This window comes from Deinococcus aquaedulcis (genome assembly GCF_019693445.1).
GTDB classification, from domain to species: domain Bacteria; phylum Deinococcota; class Deinococci; order Deinococcales; family Deinococcaceae; genus Deinococcus; species Deinococcus aquaedulcis.
Window position 1 is genome coordinate 1 of sequence record NZ_JAHRBL010000023.1, and the last position, 18,573, is coordinate 18,573.

Here is an 18,573-nt window from a genome sequence, read left to right on the forward strand (position 1 = left end):
CCTATCTCCAGCTCGTCGGGGCTTTTCGCAGGTAATCGCGTCCTTCGTCGGCTCCAGTGCCAGGGCATCCACCGTGGACCCTTGTTCTCTTGACCTTCTGTTCTTCATCAGCGCTCAGCGCGCTGTGATTCGCAATTTCTCGCTCGCGTTCATCGGTTGTCATGCACCTCGCCTCGCTTGAGGCTCAGAAAAGATACAGGGCCTTGCGACATCTGTCAATACCCTTCCTTCAGCTGCCCTTTCAAGCTGGTCATGGGGGTCATGGTAGCCTCAGCGCATGCGGCTCAACGTGGTGTTTTTTGCGCGCCTGAAGCGAGAAACCGGGCTGGACCAGCTGGCGCTGGAGGTGCCTGAAGGCAGCGACGTGCGAGCTGTGGCGACCCAAATTGAAGGGCAATTGGGCGTGAGCTTGCGCGGCTGCATGGTGGCGGTCAATGAGCAGTACGCCCAGCCGAGTACCCGTGTGCAGCCTGGAGACGAAGTGGCCTTTTTACCTCCCGTTGCGGGCGGTTCAGAGGAAGACGCGCCCACCTGCTGCGACGTGACCGACCAGCCGCTGAGCCTGCAAGCCGCAGACGCTTTTCTGGTTCGGCCGCCGTATGGCGCGCAGGCGTACTTTGTGGGCACCGTGCGTAGCCCCAACGCGGGCAAGAAAGTGCACTGGATTGATTACGAGGGGTACGCGCCCCTTGCACGGAACGTCATGCAGGGCGCTGCCCGAGCAGCCCAGGAGCAGTTTGGTGACCTGCGCGTCTACATTCAGCACCGGGTGGGTCGCCTGCACCCCGGCGAGGCCAGCATTCTGATCGGCGTGGCCAGCCCGCACCGCCGGGCAGCCCTGGAGGCCTGCGACTTTCTGATCGAACATCTGAAGGTGCAGGTGCCGGTCTGGAAGCACGAGCGCGACGAGTCAGGCGACCACTGGGTAACAGGCCAGACGGCTCACGACACCTTGTAAGCCAAGGAGAAGAAGGCACTCTCCCCTCTCCACAGTCCTCTTAAGACGGCCGCCTTCTGCGCGCCTGCTCCTGCAGGAAATAAGGAGAAGGCCCAAATTGCCGGGCGTGGGCTTCGAAGGCCAGATAGTAACGGCCAGCCAGCACGATCATCAGCAGCGTTACCACAACGAGCGAGGCCAGCTGCGGCCAGCCTGCGCTGCCCACCAGCAGGCCGTTGAACACGGCGTGGAGCACCACGCTGACGGCCAGCCCCTGGACCACCCAGGCGCGACCCCGCTGCCAGTGCAACCCACCCAGCGCGTAGCCCTGCGGTGCGCTGAACAGCGCGTGGGCCAGCGTAGCGAACACCGCGTGCCACGCCCCGGTCCCACTGCCAAAGCCCAGGGTGTAGGTCACGTTTTCTATCAGGGCAAAGCCCAGAGCCGCCGTGACGGCGTAGACCAGACCGTCCATCGGTTCGTCGAAACTCAGTTCGGTGATGGCGGTGGTGGCGGCCACGAACTTAAAGCCTTCTTCCAGAAGGGCGGTCAGCAGCACCACCAGCGCGGCCACCAGCGGCAGGGGCGAGGCCAGCAGGCGGCCCAGGCTTGCCCCGAACGCCGCCGCGATCACCCAGGCCAGCATCCCCCAGGCGAAGGTGCGGGCCAGCAGCCACAGGGGCTCGGGGTGGCGGTCACGACGAACAAAAAACCAGAGCCAGGCAAAGGTGAGGCCCACCGACAGCAGCAGCGGCAGAATCTGCGAGGAATCCACCTCAGCGGGCCAGCAGCGCGGCGGCGCGGCCCTGCAGCGGCACACTGGCGAGGTGGGTCAGCGCCAGGGCCAGGGCATCGGCGGCGTGGTTGTTGAACAGTTCGCGCACACCCAGCGTGGCCTTGACCATGTAGATCACCTGCTCTTTCTCGGCGCGGCCGGTACCCACCAGCGACCGTTTGACCTGCATGGGGCCGTAGCTGTGCACCGGCACCCCGGCCTGCGCGCAGGCCAGCTGCACCACGCCAAAGGCCTGCCCCACCTTGAAGGCCACGTCCGCCTGCTTGCGCAGAATCTGATCCTCGATGGCCACGGCGTCCGGGCGGTACTCGGCCAGCAGGCGCGAGACCTCTTCATGGATGTACTGCAGGCGGCGCGGCATGATCCAGGCGCTTTCGGTGGTCAGGCAGACGTGGTACAGGTGACGCGCTTTACGCACATCGCCCTCCACCAGCCCAAGGCCGAGGTTCGCCAGTCCAGGATCAATACCGAGCACAATCACCCTGTCAGCATACGCTAAAGCCGTCCGGGCACAAGAAAAAACCCCCGCTGGGCGGGGGCGAAGAGGCAGGAGAAGATTACAGGCGGCTCTTGGGGTCAAAGGCGTCGCGCAGGCCGTCGCCCAGGAAGTTAAAGGCCAGCACGGTGATCAGGATGATCAGGCCCGGGTACAGCGCAAGATAGGGATGTTCCAGCACCACCTCGTTGGCCCGGGACAGCATGTTACCCCAGGTGGACACCGGCGGCTGGATGCCGAAGCCCAGGAACGACAGCGCCGCCTCGCCCAGGATGGCGCCGCCCACCGCCAGGGTGCCGTTCACAATGATCACGGCGATGATGTTCGGGGCGAGGTGGCGGAACATGATGCGGGCGCTGCGGGCCCCCAGCGCGCGGGCGGCGTCCACGTATTCGAGGTTCTTGAGTTTCAGCACCTCGCCACGCACCAGCCGGGCGGTGCCCATCCAGCCGAAGAAGGTGAAGAGACCCACGATGATAAAGACGCTCGCATTGGGGTATTCCCGCAGGCGCTGCAGCGCGGGGTTATCGCTGGACAGTAGCAGGCCACTGATGGTGAGCAACAAGGGCAACTCGGGAATAGAGAGCATGATCTCGATAAAGCGGCTGATCACGGTGTCCACCCGGCCGCTGAGGAACCCCGCCAGCAACCCCATCAGGGTACCCAGCGCCACGCTGAAGAGCGCCACAGTGAAGCCCACGAGCAGACTGACACGGCTGCCATACACGATGCGCGAGAGCAGGTCGCGACCCAGCTCATCCTGCCCCAGCAGGTGCTGCGAACTGGGTGGAGCGAAGAAGCCGGTCATATCCTGTTCGTTGGGGTCGTAGGGGGCAATCCAGGGCGCGAAGATCGCCGTGAGGATCAGCAGGGCAATCACCACGAGGCTGACCATGGCGGCTTTGTGCTTGCGCAGGCGGCGCATGGCGATGCTTAGGGTGGAGCGGCTCTGGGCCGGTTTGGGCGGAGCAGTCGAAACAGTCGTGGTCATGGGCAGGTCCTCACGAGTACCGCACGCGGGGGTCAACCAGACCGTAAGCGAGGTCCGTCAGGAGCTGAAACACCACGGTCAGCAGCGCCAGCAGCATCAGGCAGACCATCACCACATTGAAGTCCTTGCTGACCAGGGCGTCCAGAATAGCTTTGCCCATCCCGGGCCAGGAAAAGACGTTCTCAGTAATCACAGCGCCGCCGAAGAGACCGGGAATGGCCAGCCCCATCAGGGTGACGATGGGCGTGACGGCGTTGCGCAGCGCGTGCTTGTACAGCACTCGGCGGTCAGCCAGACCCTTGGCGCGGGCGGTGCGCACATAGTCCTGCGTGAGGGTTTCGAGCATATTGGCGCGCATAAAGCGCAGGGTCACGGCAATCTCGCGCAGCATCAGAATCATCAGCGGCAGCAAGAGGTACTTGATCTTGTCGAGGGTGACCGCCAGCCAGCCTGCATCCGGGGACAGGTCGCCGCCCAAGCCGCCGGGTGGCAGCGCCACCAGTCCGCCCGTGGCCTGCGGCAGAAAGATGGCAAAGAAGTACATAGCGAGTGCGCCCACCCAGAAGACCGGGGCACTGACGGCCACAAAGGCGAAAAATGTCAGCACGTAATCCAGAACGGAATACTGGCGCACGGCACTGAAAATGCCCAGTGGCACGGCAATCAGGGTGCTCAGCAGCAAGGCAGGCACGGTCAGCAGCAAGGTGTTGGGCAGGCGGTTCTGGAACACGAACTCCAGGGCGGGAATGCCGTGGTCCTGGGAATACCCGAAGTTGCCTGTCACGGCCTCTTTGAGCCAGAAGAAATAGCGGGTGTACCAGGGCTGGTCGAGGCCATAAGCGGCCTTCAGGCGGGCAATATCTTCTGGGGTGATGTTGCTGTTGCCGAACACCAGCTGATCCACCGGATCGCCCGGCTGCAGCGCAGTCAGCATAAAGATCAGCAGGCTGATGACCAGCAGCAGCGGAATCATCTGCAGAACGCGGCGAAGTGCGTAGGTTCCCATATCTGTCCTCAAACGGTGGGCAGGGGCCCAAGAAAGGCGGGAAGCGCCGCCGCAGTGGCGAGGCTTCCCGCTCCGGATGGCCGGGGGCACGCAGGCGGTGCCTGGGGGCTCCCCGGCCGCACCGGCTTACTTCTGCTTGTACTCCTCGGCGGCGCCGCGCGACGCCCAGCCGATCTTGGCCGAGTTCCAGCTGGGGTACAGGGTGTAGGCGCTGAAGGTGTAATTCACCAGGCCCGGGACCTTGGTGTACACGTTCACGCGGTAGTACAGGGGCAGCGCCGGCACCTCGCTGTTCCAGATGGCCTGCATGCGGTCAAAGAGCTTGATGCGGTCAGCGAGGTTAAATTCCACCTGCGCCTGCTTGTGCAGGCGGTTGTACTCCGCGTTGTTCCAGCCCGCGTTGTTCTGGCCCGAGTAGCCGTTGGCGGCGGTGGGAATGCCCTCGCCCTTGAACAGGTTTCCTTCTTCGAAGATGGGGTTGCCGGTCCAGGCGTACATGGCCAGGTCCCACTTGCCTTCCTGGCCCTTGCTGAGGAAGTCGGGGCCGAAGAACACGCTGGACGGGTAGTTCTGGATGTTCACCTGCACGCCCACCTGCTTCCACTGGGCCTGCAGAATCTGCTGCACGCGCTCGCGCACCGTGTTGCCAGCCGTGGTGCCGAAGTTCAGGCTGAGCTTCTTGCCACCTTTTTGCAGAATGCCGTCGGGACCAGGGGTCCAGCCCAGGGCGGCAAACAGCTGCTTGGCGCGGGCAGGGTTGTAGTTGTAGTCGTTGACGTCCTTCTTGTACAGCTTGGAAATGGGGTTCACCCAGCTGTTGGACACAGCCTGACGGCCCTGGAACAGCGCCTTGGTCAGGGCGTCACGGTCAATGGCGTACAGCAGCGCCTGACGCATGCGGGGGTCATCCAGGTCCAGATCCTTGGCCTTCTGGCCCCGGGTGTTCACGTCAATGTGCTCCCACACCGCGCCGGGCACGAAGTAGGTCTTGTACTTGCCGCGCTCGGTGCGGGCGAGGTCCACACCCTGATCGAAGGTGAGACCCACGGCGCTCACGGCGTCCAGCTGACCAGACAGGATATTGACCTTCAGGGTGTTGGTGTTGGGGATAAAGCGGTAGGTGACGGTCTGGATGTACTTTTCCTGATCCTTGGGGTGCATCCAGTAGTTGGGGTTACGGGTGAGGGTCAGGCTGTTGCCGCTGCGCCACGCGGTGGGGCGGAAGGGCCCGGCCACCACCTTGGGCAGGTTGCGCGCCGTGGTATAGCTGGAGATGAACTTCTTCCACTCCTCGTTGACCACCTTGGCGTCCTTCTCGTTTTTCGTCTTGGCGTCAAAGGCGTTCCAGGCGGCGCCCATCACGTGGCTGGGGGCCAGGCTGGGGCTGGTCTGGTCCGCAAACAGGTAGGGCGGCTCGTAGGTGATGGTGAAGGTGTCAGCGTCGGCCACCGTGATCTTGGCGCGGTTCCAGGGCGAGCGGTCCGGCACCGGCACGCGGTCGTCGTTGACGAGGCGGTGCCAGAACTGGAAGTCGGCCACCTTGATGGGCGTGCCGTCGCTCCACTTGGCATCCTTGCGAATGGTGTAGGTCACGGAGTTGCGCACCACGTCACCCGCCGCATTCCTGACGATCTTGTAGTCACCGTTGGCAATGCTGGGCACACGGGTGGCAATGTCGGCGTAGGGCTCGCCGTCGTCATCCAGGCCAATCAGGCTGGCGCCCATGTACCCGTTGATCTCGCTGGTGATGGCGAGGTTGTTGGTGTTCCAGGGGTCGTAGATGTTCGGCGGCTCTTGCGAGGTGCCGATCACCAGGCTGTTGTTGGCCGGGCCAGCCAGCGCGGCGCCAAGCAGAAATGCGGTCAGGGCCAAGGTCTTCTTCATATGAGCCTCCGGTTGAGCGGGCAACACTGCTTCCCTTCTGTGATGATGAGGGTCAGTATAAGGCCCGCTGAAAGCGCGTCAAGAAGATCTTGGGGGGATTGCTCATCAAGCTGTGCAGCGTGGCGGCGCGGACCAGCAAAAAAAGAGCAGGGCCGGAGGATGCCCCCCGGCCCGGTTCGCCTGTGCTGAAACCTAGTGGCTCCCGCAGCCGCTGCTGCCCTCGCCGTCGGGCGACTGGGCGCCGTCGGTGCGGAAGGACGACCCGCAGCCGCATGCCGAGGTGGCGTTGGGGTTGTGAACAGTGAAGCCACCCCCCATCATGTTCTCCACGAAATCCACTTCACTGCCGCGCAGCAGGGGCAGGCTCATGCGGTCCACGAGCAGCTTCACGCCCCGGTCGTAAACGATGGTGTCCCCTTCCAGTTCGCGGTCGTCAATGGCCATGCCGTACTGGTAGCCGCTGCAGCCGCCGCTCTTGATAAACACGCGCACGCCGGCGTTCTCTTTACCGCTGTTGGCCAGGATACTCAGGGCCTTTTGCGCGCCGAATTCGCTGATGCTGATGTCATGGGCGGGCACGCCGCCGGTCTGTTCGGGTGTAGTGGTCGCCGTCATGCGTGAAGCGTAACACCATTGGAGAAATAAAAACGTGCGCGGAAGGCAAAGTGGGATGGCGGTCGTGCTACGGCGGGCGCTGCAGCCACTACTGCCCTCCTTCAACGTTCATCGGCTCTCCTTCACTCTTAGGGAGGCAGCGCCGCTTACATTCCTTGAGCGTCCTCCTGTTAAGATGGACCGTATGACGAACCCTTATGCTGAGTGGTTCGAGCAGCTCCGCAGCGAATACGGGGAGCAGCTCCGCGCCATGCCCCTCCCCGAAGGCCTGCCTGAACACCTGCGTCAGCTGATTAACGCGCATGACGAGGACGCCATCCAATTTATGATCAAGCTAGCGTGGCAATTTGGCGCCCAGGTCGGGTACGCCGCTGGCAGCCGTGAAGGGGTTTCGCCAGCGGTCAAGATGCCCACCAGCCGCGTTCAGGCTTAAGCGCCCTCGCTTCCGGCCCCCACTTCCGCCGCTCCCGCCTGTGCATGGAGCGGCGTTCAGTTGCTGCGCTGCCGAGGCTGGGCCCAGCAGCCGACTTCTGGGGCTGGATCAGGCAGCAAGCCACGAGCCACCAGTTCTTCCAGCACCAGGGTGGCGAAGGTGCGCAGCGTTGTTTCATGCGTCTCTCGGTCCAGGCCCAGGCGCCGGGCTTCGCAGGCAAGGTGAAATGCCAATTCATCCATCGTGCCAGTCAAGCACACCAGGGCTGTGGTTGGAGGGGCGGCGGCAAGCAAGAAAGAAACCGCCCCGGCGAACAGCACCGGGGCGGCAAGAGAACGATTGGGTTCAGTCGTCGGCGTGGGCGTGGGCCAGGGAGTCACGCTCATCAGCTTCACGCAGGGCGCGGATGCCGCGCACGATGCCCAGCGTGGCGAAGTAGCTGAGAACCGGCACGCCAATGGTCAGAATCCAGAGGATGGTGTTGGCATTGCCTTCGCTCAGGATGCCGCTTTGCACCAGTTCGACCTTATAGCCCGCCACGGAGAGCACGATCATCATGGCCAGGAAGGCGACGCCAGCGGCCAGACGAACAGGATGGTTGGTGGGGTTTTCAGCGTAGTACTGGTTGTCCTTGGCACGGTCCAGCATAGGCACCGCGAACATGGCCCCGATGATGATGCCCGGGAAAACCATGGCGCCCACGAACTCGGCGCTGATCACGCCGCCCAGCACTTCCAGCTCAAAGCCGGGAATAATGGCCAGGGCACCGAAGACCCACAGCAGGTACCAGTCGGGCTTGATGGAGCTGATGGGCTGCGGGCTGGGCGGCCCGTAGTGTTCAATGGGGTGCACGGGGATAAAGGCCGAGAACAGCACCACCAGACCCGTGAACAGCAGGGCCAGCAGCAGCATGATGGGGGTCTGCTGGGTGCTCAGCGGCACACCCACAATCTTCTTGTAGGCAATGCGCTTGGCGTACTGCGGCTGGGTGTGCTTCTGCTTGATCATGATCAGCATGTGCGCGCCGGTCAGGGCCAGCAGAATGCCGGGCAGCAGCATGATGTGGTAGCCGTAGATACGGGGGATGATGCCTTCACCAGGGAAACGGCCTGCAAAGGCGGCCTGCGCCAGCCAATCGCCCACCCAGGGTACTGATTTGGTGATGGCGTAGATGACCTGCACCGTGTTGTAGGCGTAGTTGTCGTAGGGCAGGATGTAGCCGGTCACCGCCGTCAGGGCGGCGAAGATCAGCAGGAGCATGCCAATCCACCAGTTGATTTCACGGGGCTTCTTGAAGGCGCCCGTGAAGTACACGCGCATCATGTGAATCACGGCCGCCGCCACCATGATGTTCGCCATCCAGTGGTGGATGCGGCGGAGCATGTCCCCGAAGGGCATGGCGTTGATTTTCAGGGTGGAGTGGTAGGCCGCCGGAATCAGATTAGGTTTGTCGACTGTGCCTGGATCGAATGAGTTGAGAACAGGGGTGTTGCTGGGCTCATAGGACAACGCCAGCAGGATGCCTGTAATGATCAGCACGACCAAGCTGAACAGCGTGATTTCACCCAGGAAGAACGAGTGATGCACGGGAAAGGCCTTGCGCAGGAACTTATCGTTCAGGCGCGAGATATGCAGACGATCATCCAGCCACTGGTTCATCCGAGAATCTCCTCCACCCGCTGTAGATAGCCTTCCCAATCCCGCTCATTGAGGTAGCCGAAGGGCGCCGTGACGAACGTCTCGGTCACCACCAGACGGTCTCCATCGAGCTTGATGGGCAACTGGGGCATGGACCGGGGGGGTGGCCCGCCCACCACCTTGCACCCTTGCAGCAGGTCGTAGCGGCCCGAGTGGCACCCGCAGAACAACTTGGTGGAGTCGTTGGGGTCATTGGGCACGGGGCAACCCGCGTGGGTGCACTTGTTGGAGTAAGCGACGATCCCGCTTTCCGTGATGCCTTCGAGCTTGAGCACCACTTCGGCATGACCGCCGTGCTCTTCTGGCTCCTTGAACCGGCTCTTCTCGAAGCGGAACACCGCCAGCTGGTTGTTGGGCTCGCCCTTGCGAATCACATCCCGGCCGTTTTCATCCTTGCCCATAGGCCAAGCCGAAACGCCCTGCTCGCTGAGCTCCGACACCTTGATGGGCTGCCCTTCCTTGGCAGCGTCAGCGTGGACGAGGATATCGCCAGCGCGGGGCGGCGCTTTGTCCTGGGTGATGCGCAGGGCCGGCTTGGCGCCGCCCAGAGCACTCACCAGTCCCAGCGTGCCCACAGCGGCAGCGCCGCCCATAGCCGCATTCACGAAGCGGCGACGCGTAATTTCTGGGTCTTGTTTCTTGTAACGGGTCATGTTCTCTAACCTCTCTTACCAGGGGAATTCGCCGCTGGCGTCTTCAACAAGCACTTCGCCGTCCATGAAGAACTTCTTGTACAGCGCGATGCTGGCCGCCAGCATGAGCAGGATCATGGCCGCGTAGAAACCTTCCATCGTGACGTTGGGCATCACAGGCTCCTTGGCCGCCCAACCCGCAAAATCAGTCACCATTTGGCGCACGAACAGGATGCTGAACAGGACAGTCAGGCCGAGCGTGGTGATGATGCCCAGGGTGGCCAAGGGCGTGGAGCGAACCTTGTGAATGCCGGGGTGGAGTTCCTGGCCTTCGGCCCAGACGCTGTACAGACCGATAAGCCCGTAGGTCAGCAGCACCATCACGAAGGTGGCCAGGAAGATTTCGGGCAGCTTCAGGTCCTCAGGCACGAAGCGGCTGCGGTTTTTCAGCACCGCCGGGTCAATCTTGCTCTGGCTGGCCTGCACCACCGCAGGGGTCAACGGCTCCTCAATCTTGTTGCCCCAGGAGTTCAGCACGTAGTTGGCAACCGCGTAGACCTGCTTTTCGTCAATGGCGATGGCTGGCATCTGGCCTTTGCCCTTGGTAATGATGTTGTAGACGTACGCGGGATCCTTGACGATCTTGGCGTTGTTGGCCAGTGCTGGGCCCACGGCGCCCTGACCTTCTGCACCGTGACAGCTCGCGCAATTTCCGGAGTAGACCGTGGGTCCAGCGGTGGGCCATTCCTTGCTGATGCTGGCGACCACGGCCGGGTCAGCGACCACCGGCTCCGGCGCCGTTTCCTTGTTGAACAAGAACAGCAGGATAATCCACATAATGGCCGCACACACGATGGCGACCCAGGGCATGACAGCGTCGTTTCTTTCCACGTTCCCTCTCCCTCAGCGTGAAGTGGCCTGTACAGTTCCGCCCCGCTTCGCGGACGGGAAAACCTGCGCTTCAGAGGCCTAATGCGGGTCAGCATACCACGCGCCGAACACGCGCCCAGCCGCGCTCTCCAGGCAGAAAAGCAGGGCTCTGGCACCCTGCATGATGCGCCTGACCGAGCGGTTAAATGTCCCCCTGCTGGCCTGCCTGCCCCAGTTCTGCCAACAGGGGCCAGAGGGCGTCGGCCAGGGCCACCACATCGCGGTTTTCGGGGTGTTCGCGGGGATCGGCGCCGCCGCGCGAGAGCAGGGCCACTACCAGGGGCCGAGGCGTCCAGAGTAGCCCCACATCATGGCGCACGCCCAGTAGTTCGCCGCTCTTGCTGGCCACCCGGTAGCGCAGCTCGCCCTGACCGTCGCGCGGGACCCGGCGGCCAATGATGTCGCGGTACTGCTGGCGCTCCAGAATGCTCAGCGCCAGCGCCGTGTGCTCGGGGGCCAGCCACTCGCCCGCCGCCAGGGCGCGCAGCACCTCGGTCTGGTCGCGGGCGGTGGTGGCGTTGCGCTCGCCCCGGCGCTGGGCTTCGTTTTGCAGCTGTGGGGGCAGTTGGAGCTTGCCCACGAGGCGGGTGCCGGTGAGGCCCTGCGCGGCCAGCCACGCATTCACCGCATCCACGCCCAGGGCTTCAATGACCATATTCGTGGCGGTGTTGTCGCTCACCACGATCATCAGGGTCAGGACGTCCTGCCATGTGAGCGCGAGGCCTGGGCCCAGTTCGTGCAGCACCCCCGCGCCCCCAGCACGGTCCCTGGCGGTCATGGTCACGCGCCCGTGCAGCGGCAGGCGTCCGGCCTGGGCCTGCTGCAAGGCCAGCACCAGCAGCGGCACCTTGATGGTGCTGGCGGCCGGAAACACCTCGTCGGCCTGCCAGGACACCAACTCTGTGCCGTCCAGAGTGCAGATGCGCAGCCCCACCTGACCGGGAAAGCCCGCGCCCATCAGGCGGTCCTGAAACGCGGGCCAACCACCCTGCACCAGCGTTCCGCCTACTCGTCCGGCCACGAGAGCCCTGAGAGCGCGGCGAAGGGGTGGGCCGTACCCACCGGGCGCAGGGTACAGAAGGGCAGGGTGCCTTCGGGTTCCACGCGGTGCAGGCAGCCAGGGCATTCGGGAAAGGCCTGCTCGGTGTAGGCCAGATCCGGTTCCTGGCTGGGCAGGCTCCATTCACGGCCGCAGCCCGCCTGAAAGGTCACGGGCGCGGCGGCGGCCGGGGGCGCCACGCGGCGGTTGTCTGAGCGGCCCCTCTTACTCAAGGTTGGCAATGCCCTCGCGGATGGCATACAGCGCCGCCTGGGTGCGGTTGTTCAGCTGCAGCTTGGTAAAGATCTCCGAGAGGCGGTTGCGAACCGTCTTCTCGCTGATGTCCAGGCGCAGGGCGATGTCCTGGTTGGAAAAACCCTGGGCCAGCAGTTTGAGGATCATAGTTTCACGCTCGTTCAGGTCGGCGTGCTTTTCGCTGGGCAGTTCCTCGCGCTTGTCGCGGAAATCGTCCAGAACGTTCTGGGCCATATCTGGGTCCAGCAGCGCCTCGCCGGCCGCCACCCGGCGAATGACGTCCAGCAGGGTGGCCGCGTCGGCATCCTTGAGGACGTAGCCGCGCGCGCCGGCCTTGACCGCCTCGAACACGTAGCGGTCCTGGCGGTACATGGTGATCATGATGACCCGGGCCTGCGGGTCAATCTCCAGGATGCTCTGGGTGGCTTTCACGCCGTCCAGATCGGGCATCTGAATGTCCATCAGGATCACGTCGGGGTGGGTGTCGGCGGCGTAGCGGATGGCCTCGCGGCCATTGGCGGCTTCACCGATCACGCGCATGCCCTCGGATTCCAGCAGGCTGCGCAGCCCCTGACGGAACAGCGCGTGATCGTCCACGAGCAGAACGCGAATCATGAACCCAGTGTAGGGCAGCGGCGCGGGGCAGACCGTGGTGCCAGCCGGGAGGAATTTGTAAGCGCCGCTTCTGTACACTGCGGAGGTGATCACGTGGTTTGATGCGCTGCTGGTGACCCTGTGGGCCGTGCTGACCGCCCTGGGCGCGCGGCGCGGCCTGGCCGGCCTGGCCTGGGGTGTGGGGGGCCTGGCGGCCTGCTTTCTGGCCAACGCCCTGGTGGGAGGCGCGGCGGCCGCGCTGCTGGCCGCCCTGCTGGGCGTGGGCATCGCCGTGATGACCCTGCGCCTGATTCCCACCCCGCTGGAGCATCCCTGGCACCTGGGGGCAGGTGCGCTGGGCGGCTTTCTGCTGGGGGGCACGCTGATTTCCGCCCTGGCCCTGGGCTTTCCCCTGGACGTGAAGGTGGGTACCGAAGGGCGGCGCGCCGTGTATCCGTCGGCCAGCCTGCAGCTGGGCCTGCAGAGCGCCGTGCGCGACTCGGTGGTGCAGAGCAGCCTGCGCGGCGTGTGGGGCAGCAGCCCGGCCCTCAAGACCCTGCTGATTCCGGATCAGGCGCGCGCCCGCTAATCCGGCGCCCGCTCCTGCCCCCGCCCCGGCTTAGCTGGGGCGGGGATCTTCTGCTTGAGGGGCAGGTGTTTCGGCGTGGGGCGTGCCGGCGCGCTGGCTGAGTACGGTGGCGACAACCACCAGCACGCCTCCCAGGGCGCCGCGCAGGCCCACCTGCTCGCGCAACAGCACATAACTGAACGCGGTGGCGGTGACCGGCTCCAGCGCATAGATCAGGCTGGCCTCGGCGGCGCTGACATGCCGCTGGCCGATGGTTTGCAGCAGGGTGGTCACGGCAGTGGCCGCCACGCCCAGGTACAGCAGCGGCGCCCAGGCCTGCGGGGGCGGCAGCAGCTGGGCTGGGGCACTGAGCAGCGCCCACACCCAGGCCAGGACCGTCACACTGAGCACCTGGGCCACCGTGAAGGGCAGCGCGGCGTGGCGGTGCGCGGTGCCTTCCAGCGCCACGATGAACCCGGCGTACGTGACGGCGCAGGCCAGGGCCCAGGCGTCGCCCACCACCCAGGCGCCGCCTTCCCAGGACAGCAGCCCCAGGCCCGCCACTGCCAGCGGGAGCGCCGCCCACAGCGGCAGGGGCAGGCGGCGGCGCTGGGCCAGGGTCAGCCACAGCGGCACCAGCACCACGCTGAGGGCCGTGAAGAATGCCGCGCGGTTGGCGGTGGTGGTTTGCAGGGCAATGGTCTGGGTGCCGTAGCCGGCAATCAGCCACGCGCCCAGCATCAGGCCGTCGCGCCACAGCGGACTGGGGCTGGAGGGCGGTGACTGGACGGGCTGGGAGCGCCACAGCAGCAGCGGCAGCAGCGCCACCGAGGCAATCGAAAAGCGCCACGCAATGAGCAGCGGCGCACTGAGGCTTTCGCCCAGGGTTTTCACCACAGCGAACGTGCTGCCCCACAGGCAGGTGACCAGAAGCAGCAGCAGCGCACCGCGCGCACGGGCAGACATGGGCGGCAGTGTAGAGCAGCGTCGGCCCAGAGCTGGGCGGGGGGCAGTCTGCCGCGCGTGACTGGGAAGTGACCCCAGACACCGGACATGCAAAGGTCAGCGGTTCAGGTAACGGTACAGGGCCAGCCCCGTGCCCACGGCCCCCGCCGCAAAGACCAGCAGCAGGGCGAACAGCGGGGCGTCTTGCATCAGCAGCACCGCCAGCAGGGCCATCGTCAGCCCTTCGCCCACCAGCGCCGGCACCGACACCCGGGGCAGCGCCCGCGCCAGGGCCAGCACACTCAGGGGGGCTAGCACGCAGGCCAGCAGGGTCACCAGCCACAGGGTCCACGACATGGGCGCAGTGTAGAGCGGGCGATGGGTCCTCCCGAAGTTGTTGCCCTTCCACTGCATCAGGCCCGGCAGAGCCTCACCCTCAATCAGTCCAGCGGTTCGAGTTCGTTGACCGGGACTTCGCTGTCCTCACCCGGAGACTCAGCGCCGTCAACCGGAAGCGGCTCGGGGTCCTCAGGCGCCTCCAGGGCAGGGTCGCTGGGCTGGGGCTCGGGCAGGGGGTCCGGCTCGGGGGCAGGAATGGGGTCGGGCTCCGGCTGCGGCTCGGTGACCGGGTCAGCGGGCGGCGGACCAACGGGGGCCGCCGGGTCTGGCTCCTGGGGGACAGGGTCGGGCGCGACTGGCTCCTCAGGCTGGGGGATGGGGTCGGGCTGGGGGTCTTCGGGCAGAACCGCCGGTTCAGGCTCGGGGGCGGCTGGGACAGGGGCAGGCGGCGTGGGTTCAGGCTGGGGGGCCGGCGGCGGTGAGCGGCGGCCAAAAAACCCACCCTGGGCGCCGCTGCCGTCGCGCGCCACCGGGGCGTCGTCGCCCTCGCCGGTGCGGAAAGCCATGTTCACCTGCCGCACCACGCGGTACTCAATGCCGTCGGGCTGCCCGAACGTGGCGACTGGCTGGTCTTTCAGGGCGCCCGCCACCGCCTGCTGCCAGATGGGCGTGGGTACGTCGCCGCTGGTGGCCCAGCCGGGCAGCGCGCCGCCCTCCTGCTTGCCCACCCACACGGCCCCGGCAATGCCCGGCGCCACCCCGGCGAACCACAGGTCCTTGACATCGTTGGTGGTGCCAGTCTTGCCCCCCACCGGCCAGCCGGGAATGCGGGCCCGGGTGGCCAGCCCGCCCTGCGGGGCCGAGAGGTCGTTCACCACGCCGCGCAGCATGTCCAGGCCCAGCCACGCCGTGCGGGTGTCCCAGACCCGTTTGGCCACCGGGGCGGGGCGGGTATACAGCACCTTGCCGCGCGCGTCTTCCACCTTGCGCACCAGCGTGGGCTCGTAGTACAGCCCGCCGTTGGCAAAGGCTGCGTAGGCCGCCGCCATCTGCAGCGGGCTGGCTTCCAGCGTGCCGATACTCAGGGGCAGGCCCGCATTGGGGGGCGGCGGGAGGTTCAGTTCGCGCAGCTTGGCTTCAAAGGTGTTCAGGCCCAGCTCCTGGGCCATGCGCACCGTGGGCAGGTTCAACGAGTGGTCCAGCGAATAGCGCAGGGTCACGTAGCGCCCGGTCCAGCGGCGGTTGTAGTTCATGGGCTGGTAGTCGCCACGAATGGGCGCGTCCAGCACGGTATCGCTCTGCTTCCAGCCTTTTTCCAGGGCCAGGGTATACAGCAGCGGTTTGACCGAACTGCCCACCTGCCGCCGCGCCTGGGTGGCGTTGTTCCAGTCGCTGGGGCGCCCACCACCGAGTTTCTGGCCCACCAGCGCCAGCACCTCGCCGCTGTCGGGCCGCACCAGGGCGATACCCAGGGTGGCGCCGTCCGGCAGGCGGGCGTCCTGGCTGGCCTGCTCGGCGGCGGCCTGCGCCTGGGCACTCATGCCGGTGTAGATGCGCCCGCCCCCGTACAGCGCCTTGCGGCCAATGAGGGGCAGCAGTTCCTTTTCCACCGCCTGCAGGTACGAAAAGTTGGCGAAGTTGCCCGCGCCTTCCAGCCGCTTCAGGTTCTCGTCTAGGCGCTCCGGGCGCTCCAGGGTGGCCGAGCGCAGGGTGCCGTCCGCGTTCCAGCCCAGGCGCCACCCCGCCGGATAAATAGGCGTTTTCCAGGCCGCGTCGGCTTCGGCCTGCGTGATCTGGCCGTCCTCGACCATGCGGGCCATCAGGTTCTTCATCAGGGGGCGGTAGGCCTTGAAGTCCTTGTAGCGGCGGTTGGGCGCCGGAATGATGGTCGCCAGATACACGCTCTCAGCAAGGTTGAGTTCTGAAGCACTCTTGCGAAAGTACGCGTGCGCCGCGCCCCCCGCCCCGATGATGTCGCGGCTGCCCCCGTCACCCCAGTAGATGACGTTCAGGTAGGCGTTCAGAATCTGGCCCTTCTCGAAGTTGCGCTCCAGTTGGTAGGCCAGCACCGCTTCCTTGAACTTGCGCTCCGGCGTGCGCGCGCCTTCCAGGTCGTCCAGCAGGGTGTTTTTCACCACCTGCTGCGTAATCGAGCTGCCGCCTTCCAGGTCGTTTTGCAGCAGGCCCTTCAGGAGCCCGCGCGCAATGCCAATGGCGTCCACGCCGCTGTGCTGGTAAAACCGGCGGTCCTCGCTGGTCACCACGGCCTTTTGCAGCCAGGGGCTGATCTGCGAGGGCTTGAGCAGGTTGCGGTTCACGCTGCCCCCGCTGCTGAGGCTGGGGGTCAGGGTACCCACCAGGGTGCCGGCGCGGTCATACACGCGCGTCTGACCGCTGAACTCCAGCACGTCCAGATCGGAGACACTGGGCAGGTCGCGGCCCCAGGTGTACCACAGCCCGCCCGCGCCCGCCGCGCCGGCCAGCAGCAGCACGGCCAGTCCGTTGAAAAACCTCATCCGGGTCACTGTACCCGCTTCGGGTGAGTGCGGGAGGGCGCAGCGTCACGGACCGGGGCGCGGAGGGGGGCCGTCATGGGGCGCAGTGTGCCACGGCACCCGCACAGCTCTCATCCCCCCAAAGCATGAGCGGGACCCCAGGCAGGGGCTCACCCGGCGCTCGCCCGGGCAGGAGAGCCAGGGAACATATGCCTGCGCCCAGGGCGCGTACCATAACCACTTGCGCGCCATGACCCAGCCTGCCTCCTCCCCCCCTGCCGACCTGAGCCGCCTCTTCTCGCCCATCGTGAAGGGGGTGGGGCAGGCCATTGGCGACTACCGCATGATCGAAGACGGCGACCGGGTGATGGTCTGTCTGTCGGGGGGCAAGGACAGTTACACGCTGTTGGACGTGCTGCTGCACCTGCAAAAGCGGGCGCCGGTTGACTTTGAATTGGTGGCGGTGAACCTGGACCAGGGACAGCCCGGCTTTCCCAAGGACGTGCTGCCGCGCCACCTGAAGGAGCTGGGCGTGCGTTTTGACGCCCTGGCTGAGGACACCTACAGCGTGGTGAAAGAGAAAACTCCCGAAGGCAAAACCACCTGCGCGCTGTGCAGCCGCCTGAGAAGGGGCATTCTGTACGGGCACGCCCGCACCATCGGCGCCACCAAGATCGCCCTGGGCCACCACCGCGACGACATTCTGGAAACGCTGTTCATGAACCTGTTCTTTGGCGCCCGCTTAAAGGCCATGCCGCCCAAGCTTCAGAGCGACGACGGCACCAACGTGGTGATTCGCCCGCTGGCCTACGTGGCCGAAGCAGACATCATCCGCTACGCCCAGGCCCGCGCCTTTCCCATCATTCCCTGCAATCTGTGCGGCAGCCAGGAGAACCTGCAGCGCAAGGTGGTGGGCGAGATGCTGGAAGGCTGGGAGCGCGAGCACCCGGGGCGCCTGAACAACATCCTGCGGGCGCTGACCCGCGTGACCCCCAGCCACCTGCTGGACCGCGACCTGTTCGATTTTGCCGCGCTGAGCGTGACCCCGGCCGAGGGCGACAGGGGCTTCGATACCGAGAGCTACCCCGAGCGCGAATTTCTGAACGGCCTGGAAGAACTGAGCCTGCTGGGCTGAAGCCCACTCCCAGAACAGTTGACATTAACGATGATGTTGATTCCTGACCCTCTCTCCTTGTGGGACTCGAAGAGCTGCGCCGCAGCGAGGGGTGAAGGGGTTCGTTTGTCAACCGCCCTAGTGCCGCTGCACGGCGGCCGTGCCAATACCCAGCGCCACGAACACGCCCCCGGTCAGCCCCTTTTGCCAGCGGGCGGCCACGGGCCCGCGTAAGTGGCGCCCGGCGTGCCCGGCCAGCAGCGCGTAAGCACTGTCGCTGAGGGTGGCCAGCACCAGAAACAGCAGGCCCAGCACCAGCGTCTGCCCCCAGACGGGGCCCCGGTCCGGTTGCACGAACTGGGGCAGAAAGGCCAGGAAAAACAGCGCCGTCTTGGGGTTCAGCATGTTCACCACCACCCCCTGCGCGAACAGCTGCCGCAGGGGGCAGGGTTCAGGGCGGTCCTGCAGCCCGGACGCCGGAGGCTCCTTCCGCAGCCACGTCAATACCCCCAGGCCCACCAGGTAGGCGGCCCCCAGCCACTTGAGCAGCCCGAACAGCAGCGCCGACGACAGCACCAGCGCCGACACCCCAGCAACGGCGGCCAGCACATGCACCAGCCCACCCACCTGCACCCCCAGCGCCGACACCAGCCCGGCGCGGCGTCCCTGGTGCACGCTGCGCGCCACGATGTACAGCACGCTGGGCCCCGGAACCAGCAGCAGTGCCAGCGAAGCGGCCAGGAAGGTCAGCAGAACAGCGGGTTCGGGCATGAATCAGGGTAAGGGGTGGGCTGCTGGCTGGGCGG

21 protein-coding genes and 1 rRNA gene are annotated in these 18,573 nt (G+C 65.6%); 4 read left to right on the forward strand and 18 right to left on the reverse strand.

Annotated elements, in window-relative coordinates; all coding sequences use genetic code 11:
• A 23S ribosomal RNA gene (locus tag KMW22_RS17150) occupies window positions 1-95 on the reverse strand; the annotation flags it as partial.
• 182 nt (window positions 96-277) lie between these two features.
• On the opposite strand from KMW22_RS17150, the gene moaD reads away from it, so the two are divergent.
• Window positions 278-958 (forward strand): molybdopterin converting factor subunit 1, encoded by a 681-nt coding sequence (gene moaD / locus KMW22_RS17155; protein WP_221091249.1) that lies wholly within the window; start codon window positions 278-280, stop codon window positions 956-958.
• Window positions 959-998: 40 nt separating this feature from the next.
• Here the strand turns inward: moaD and KMW22_RS17160 are convergent, their stop codons facing one another.
• The 6 genes from KMW22_RS17160 to KMW22_RS17185 form a co-directional block, all read right to left on the reverse strand.
• Complete coding sequence (locus KMW22_RS17160; RefSeq protein ID WP_221091250.1) at window positions 999-1,712, reverse strand: PrsW family intramembrane metalloprotease; 714 nt, start codon at window positions 1,710-1,712, stop codon at window positions 999-1,001.
• A gap of 1 nt (window position 1,713) precedes the next feature.
• Complete coding sequence (gene ruvC, locus KMW22_RS17165) at window positions 1,714-2,214, reverse strand: crossover junction endodeoxyribonuclease RuvC (RefSeq protein ID WP_221091251.1); 501 nt, start codon at window positions 2,212-2,214, stop codon at window positions 1,714-1,716.
• A gap of 76 nt (window positions 2,215-2,290) precedes the next feature.
• Window positions 2,291-3,220 carry an ABC transporter permease gene (locus KMW22_RS17170; protein WP_221091252.1) on the reverse strand — a complete coding sequence of 310 codons (930 nt, stop codon included), beginning with the start codon at window positions 3,218-3,220 and terminating at the stop codon, window positions 2,291-2,293.
• 10 nt (window positions 3,221-3,230) lie between these two features.
• Entirely contained in the window at window positions 3,231-4,226 is a 996-nt protein-coding gene (locus KMW22_RS17175; RefSeq protein ID WP_221091253.1) for an ABC transporter permease, read from the reverse strand.
• Between the two features lie 126 nt (window positions 4,227-4,352).
• Complete coding sequence (locus tag KMW22_RS17180; RefSeq protein WP_221091254.1) at window positions 4,353-6,110, reverse strand: peptide ABC transporter substrate-binding protein; 1,758 nt, start codon at window positions 6,108-6,110, stop codon at window positions 4,353-4,355.
• Between the two features lie 192 nt (window positions 6,111-6,302).
• The gene (locus KMW22_RS17185; RefSeq protein ID WP_221091255.1) at window positions 6,303-6,725 is read right to left on the reverse strand and encodes a HesB/IscA family protein; all 423 of its coding nucleotides are present in this window, start codon (window positions 6,723-6,725) and stop codon (window positions 6,303-6,305) included.
• 184 nt (window positions 6,726-6,909) lie between these two features.
• Here KMW22_RS17185 and KMW22_RS17190 point away from each other — a divergent pair, with 184 nt between their 5' ends.
• Complete coding sequence (locus tag KMW22_RS17190; RefSeq protein ID WP_221091256.1) at window positions 6,910-7,158, forward strand: DdrH; 249 nt, start codon at window positions 6,910-6,912, stop codon at window positions 7,156-7,158.
• 56 nt (window positions 7,159-7,214) lie between these two features.
• On the opposite strand, the gene KMW22_RS19475 is transcribed toward KMW22_RS17190, so the two are convergent.
• The 7 genes from KMW22_RS19475 to KMW22_RS17225 all read right to left on the reverse strand — a co-directional run bounded on the left by KMW22_RS19475 (window position 7,215) and on the right by KMW22_RS17225 (window position 12,327).
• Complete coding sequence (locus KMW22_RS19475; protein ID WP_235693091.1) at window positions 7,215-7,544, reverse strand: hypothetical protein; 330 nt, start codon at window positions 7,542-7,544, stop codon at window positions 7,215-7,217.
• Window positions 7,504-8,817 carry a cytochrome b gene (locus KMW22_RS17200; protein ID WP_221091257.1) on the reverse strand — a complete coding sequence of 438 codons (1,314 nt, stop codon included), beginning with the start codon at window positions 8,815-8,817 and terminating at the stop codon, window positions 7,504-7,506. The genes KMW22_RS19475 and KMW22_RS17200 overlap by 41 nt, the downstream gene beginning before the upstream one ends.
• Window positions 8,814-9,509, reverse strand: coding sequence for a QcrA and Rieske domain-containing protein (locus KMW22_RS17205; RefSeq protein ID WP_221091258.1), 696 nt, complete (start codon window positions 9,507-9,509; stop codon window positions 8,814-8,816). The genes KMW22_RS17200 and KMW22_RS17205 overlap by 4 nt, the downstream gene beginning before the upstream one ends.
• 15 nt (window positions 9,510-9,524) lie before the next feature.
• Complete coding sequence (locus KMW22_RS17210; protein WP_221091259.1) at window positions 9,525-10,379, reverse strand: c-type cytochrome; 855 nt, start codon at window positions 10,377-10,379, stop codon at window positions 9,525-9,527.
• Between the two features lie 181 nt (window positions 10,380-10,560).
• A complete protein-coding gene (locus KMW22_RS17215; RefSeq protein WP_221091284.1) occupies window positions 10,561-11,376 on the reverse strand; it encodes a serine hydrolase in 816 nt (271 codons plus the stop codon).
• A 47-nt stretch (window positions 11,377-11,423) separates the two neighbouring features.
• Window positions 11,424-11,690 carry a hypothetical protein gene (locus KMW22_RS17220; protein ID WP_235693092.1) on the reverse strand — a complete coding sequence of 89 codons (267 nt, stop codon included), beginning with the start codon at window positions 11,688-11,690 and terminating at the stop codon, window positions 11,424-11,426.
• Window positions 11,683-12,327, reverse strand: a complete 645-nt coding sequence (locus KMW22_RS17225; protein ID WP_221091260.1) for a response regulator — start codon at window positions 12,325-12,327, stop codon at window positions 11,683-11,685. Before KMW22_RS17225 ends, KMW22_RS17220 begins: the two co-directional genes overlap by 8 nt.
• An 85-nt stretch (window positions 12,328-12,412) precedes the next feature.
• On the opposite strand from KMW22_RS17225, the gene KMW22_RS17230 reads away from it, so the two are divergent.
• The gene (locus tag KMW22_RS17230) at window positions 12,413-12,895 is read left to right on the forward strand and encodes a hypothetical protein (protein WP_328774746.1); all 483 of its coding nucleotides are present in this window, start codon (window positions 12,413-12,415) and stop codon (window positions 12,893-12,895) included.
• 30 nt (window positions 12,896-12,925) lie between these two features.
• Here the strand turns inward: KMW22_RS17230 and KMW22_RS17235 are convergent, their stop codons facing one another.
• The 3 genes from KMW22_RS17235 to KMW22_RS17245 all read right to left on the reverse strand — a co-directional run bounded on the left by KMW22_RS17235 (window position 12,926) and on the right by KMW22_RS17245 (window position 16,674).
• On the reverse strand, window positions 12,926-13,840 hold the full coding sequence (locus KMW22_RS17235) for a DMT family transporter (RefSeq protein WP_221091261.1): 915 nt from the start codon (window positions 13,838-13,840) through the stop codon (window positions 12,926-12,928).
• Between the two features lie 96 nt (window positions 13,841-13,936).
• Window positions 13,937-14,176: a hypothetical protein gene (locus KMW22_RS17240; protein ID WP_221091262.1), complete on the reverse strand. Its 240-nt coding sequence runs from the start codon at window positions 14,174-14,176 to the stop codon at window positions 13,937-13,939.
• 83 nt (window positions 14,177-14,259) lie between these two features.
• On the reverse strand, window positions 14,260-16,674 hold the full coding sequence (locus tag KMW22_RS17245) for a transglycosylase domain-containing protein (protein WP_221091263.1): 2,415 nt from the start codon (window positions 16,672-16,674) through the stop codon (window positions 14,260-14,262).
• Window positions 16,675-16,903: 229 nt separating this feature from the next.
• On the opposite strand from KMW22_RS17245, the gene ttcA reads away from it, so the two are divergent.
• Window positions 16,904-17,788, forward strand: a complete 885-nt coding sequence (ttcA, locus tag KMW22_RS17250; protein WP_221091264.1) for a tRNA 2-thiocytidine(32) synthetase TtcA — start codon at window positions 16,904-16,906, stop codon at window positions 17,786-17,788.
• A gap of 117 nt (window positions 17,789-17,905) precedes the next feature.
• Here the strand turns inward: ttcA and KMW22_RS17255 are convergent, their stop codons facing one another.
• Window positions 17,906-18,538 carry a LysE family translocator gene (locus KMW22_RS17255; protein ID WP_221091265.1) on the reverse strand — a complete coding sequence of 211 codons (633 nt, stop codon included), beginning with the start codon at window positions 18,536-18,538 and terminating at the stop codon, window positions 17,906-17,908.
• Window positions 18,539-18,573 lie beyond the last annotated feature (35 nt).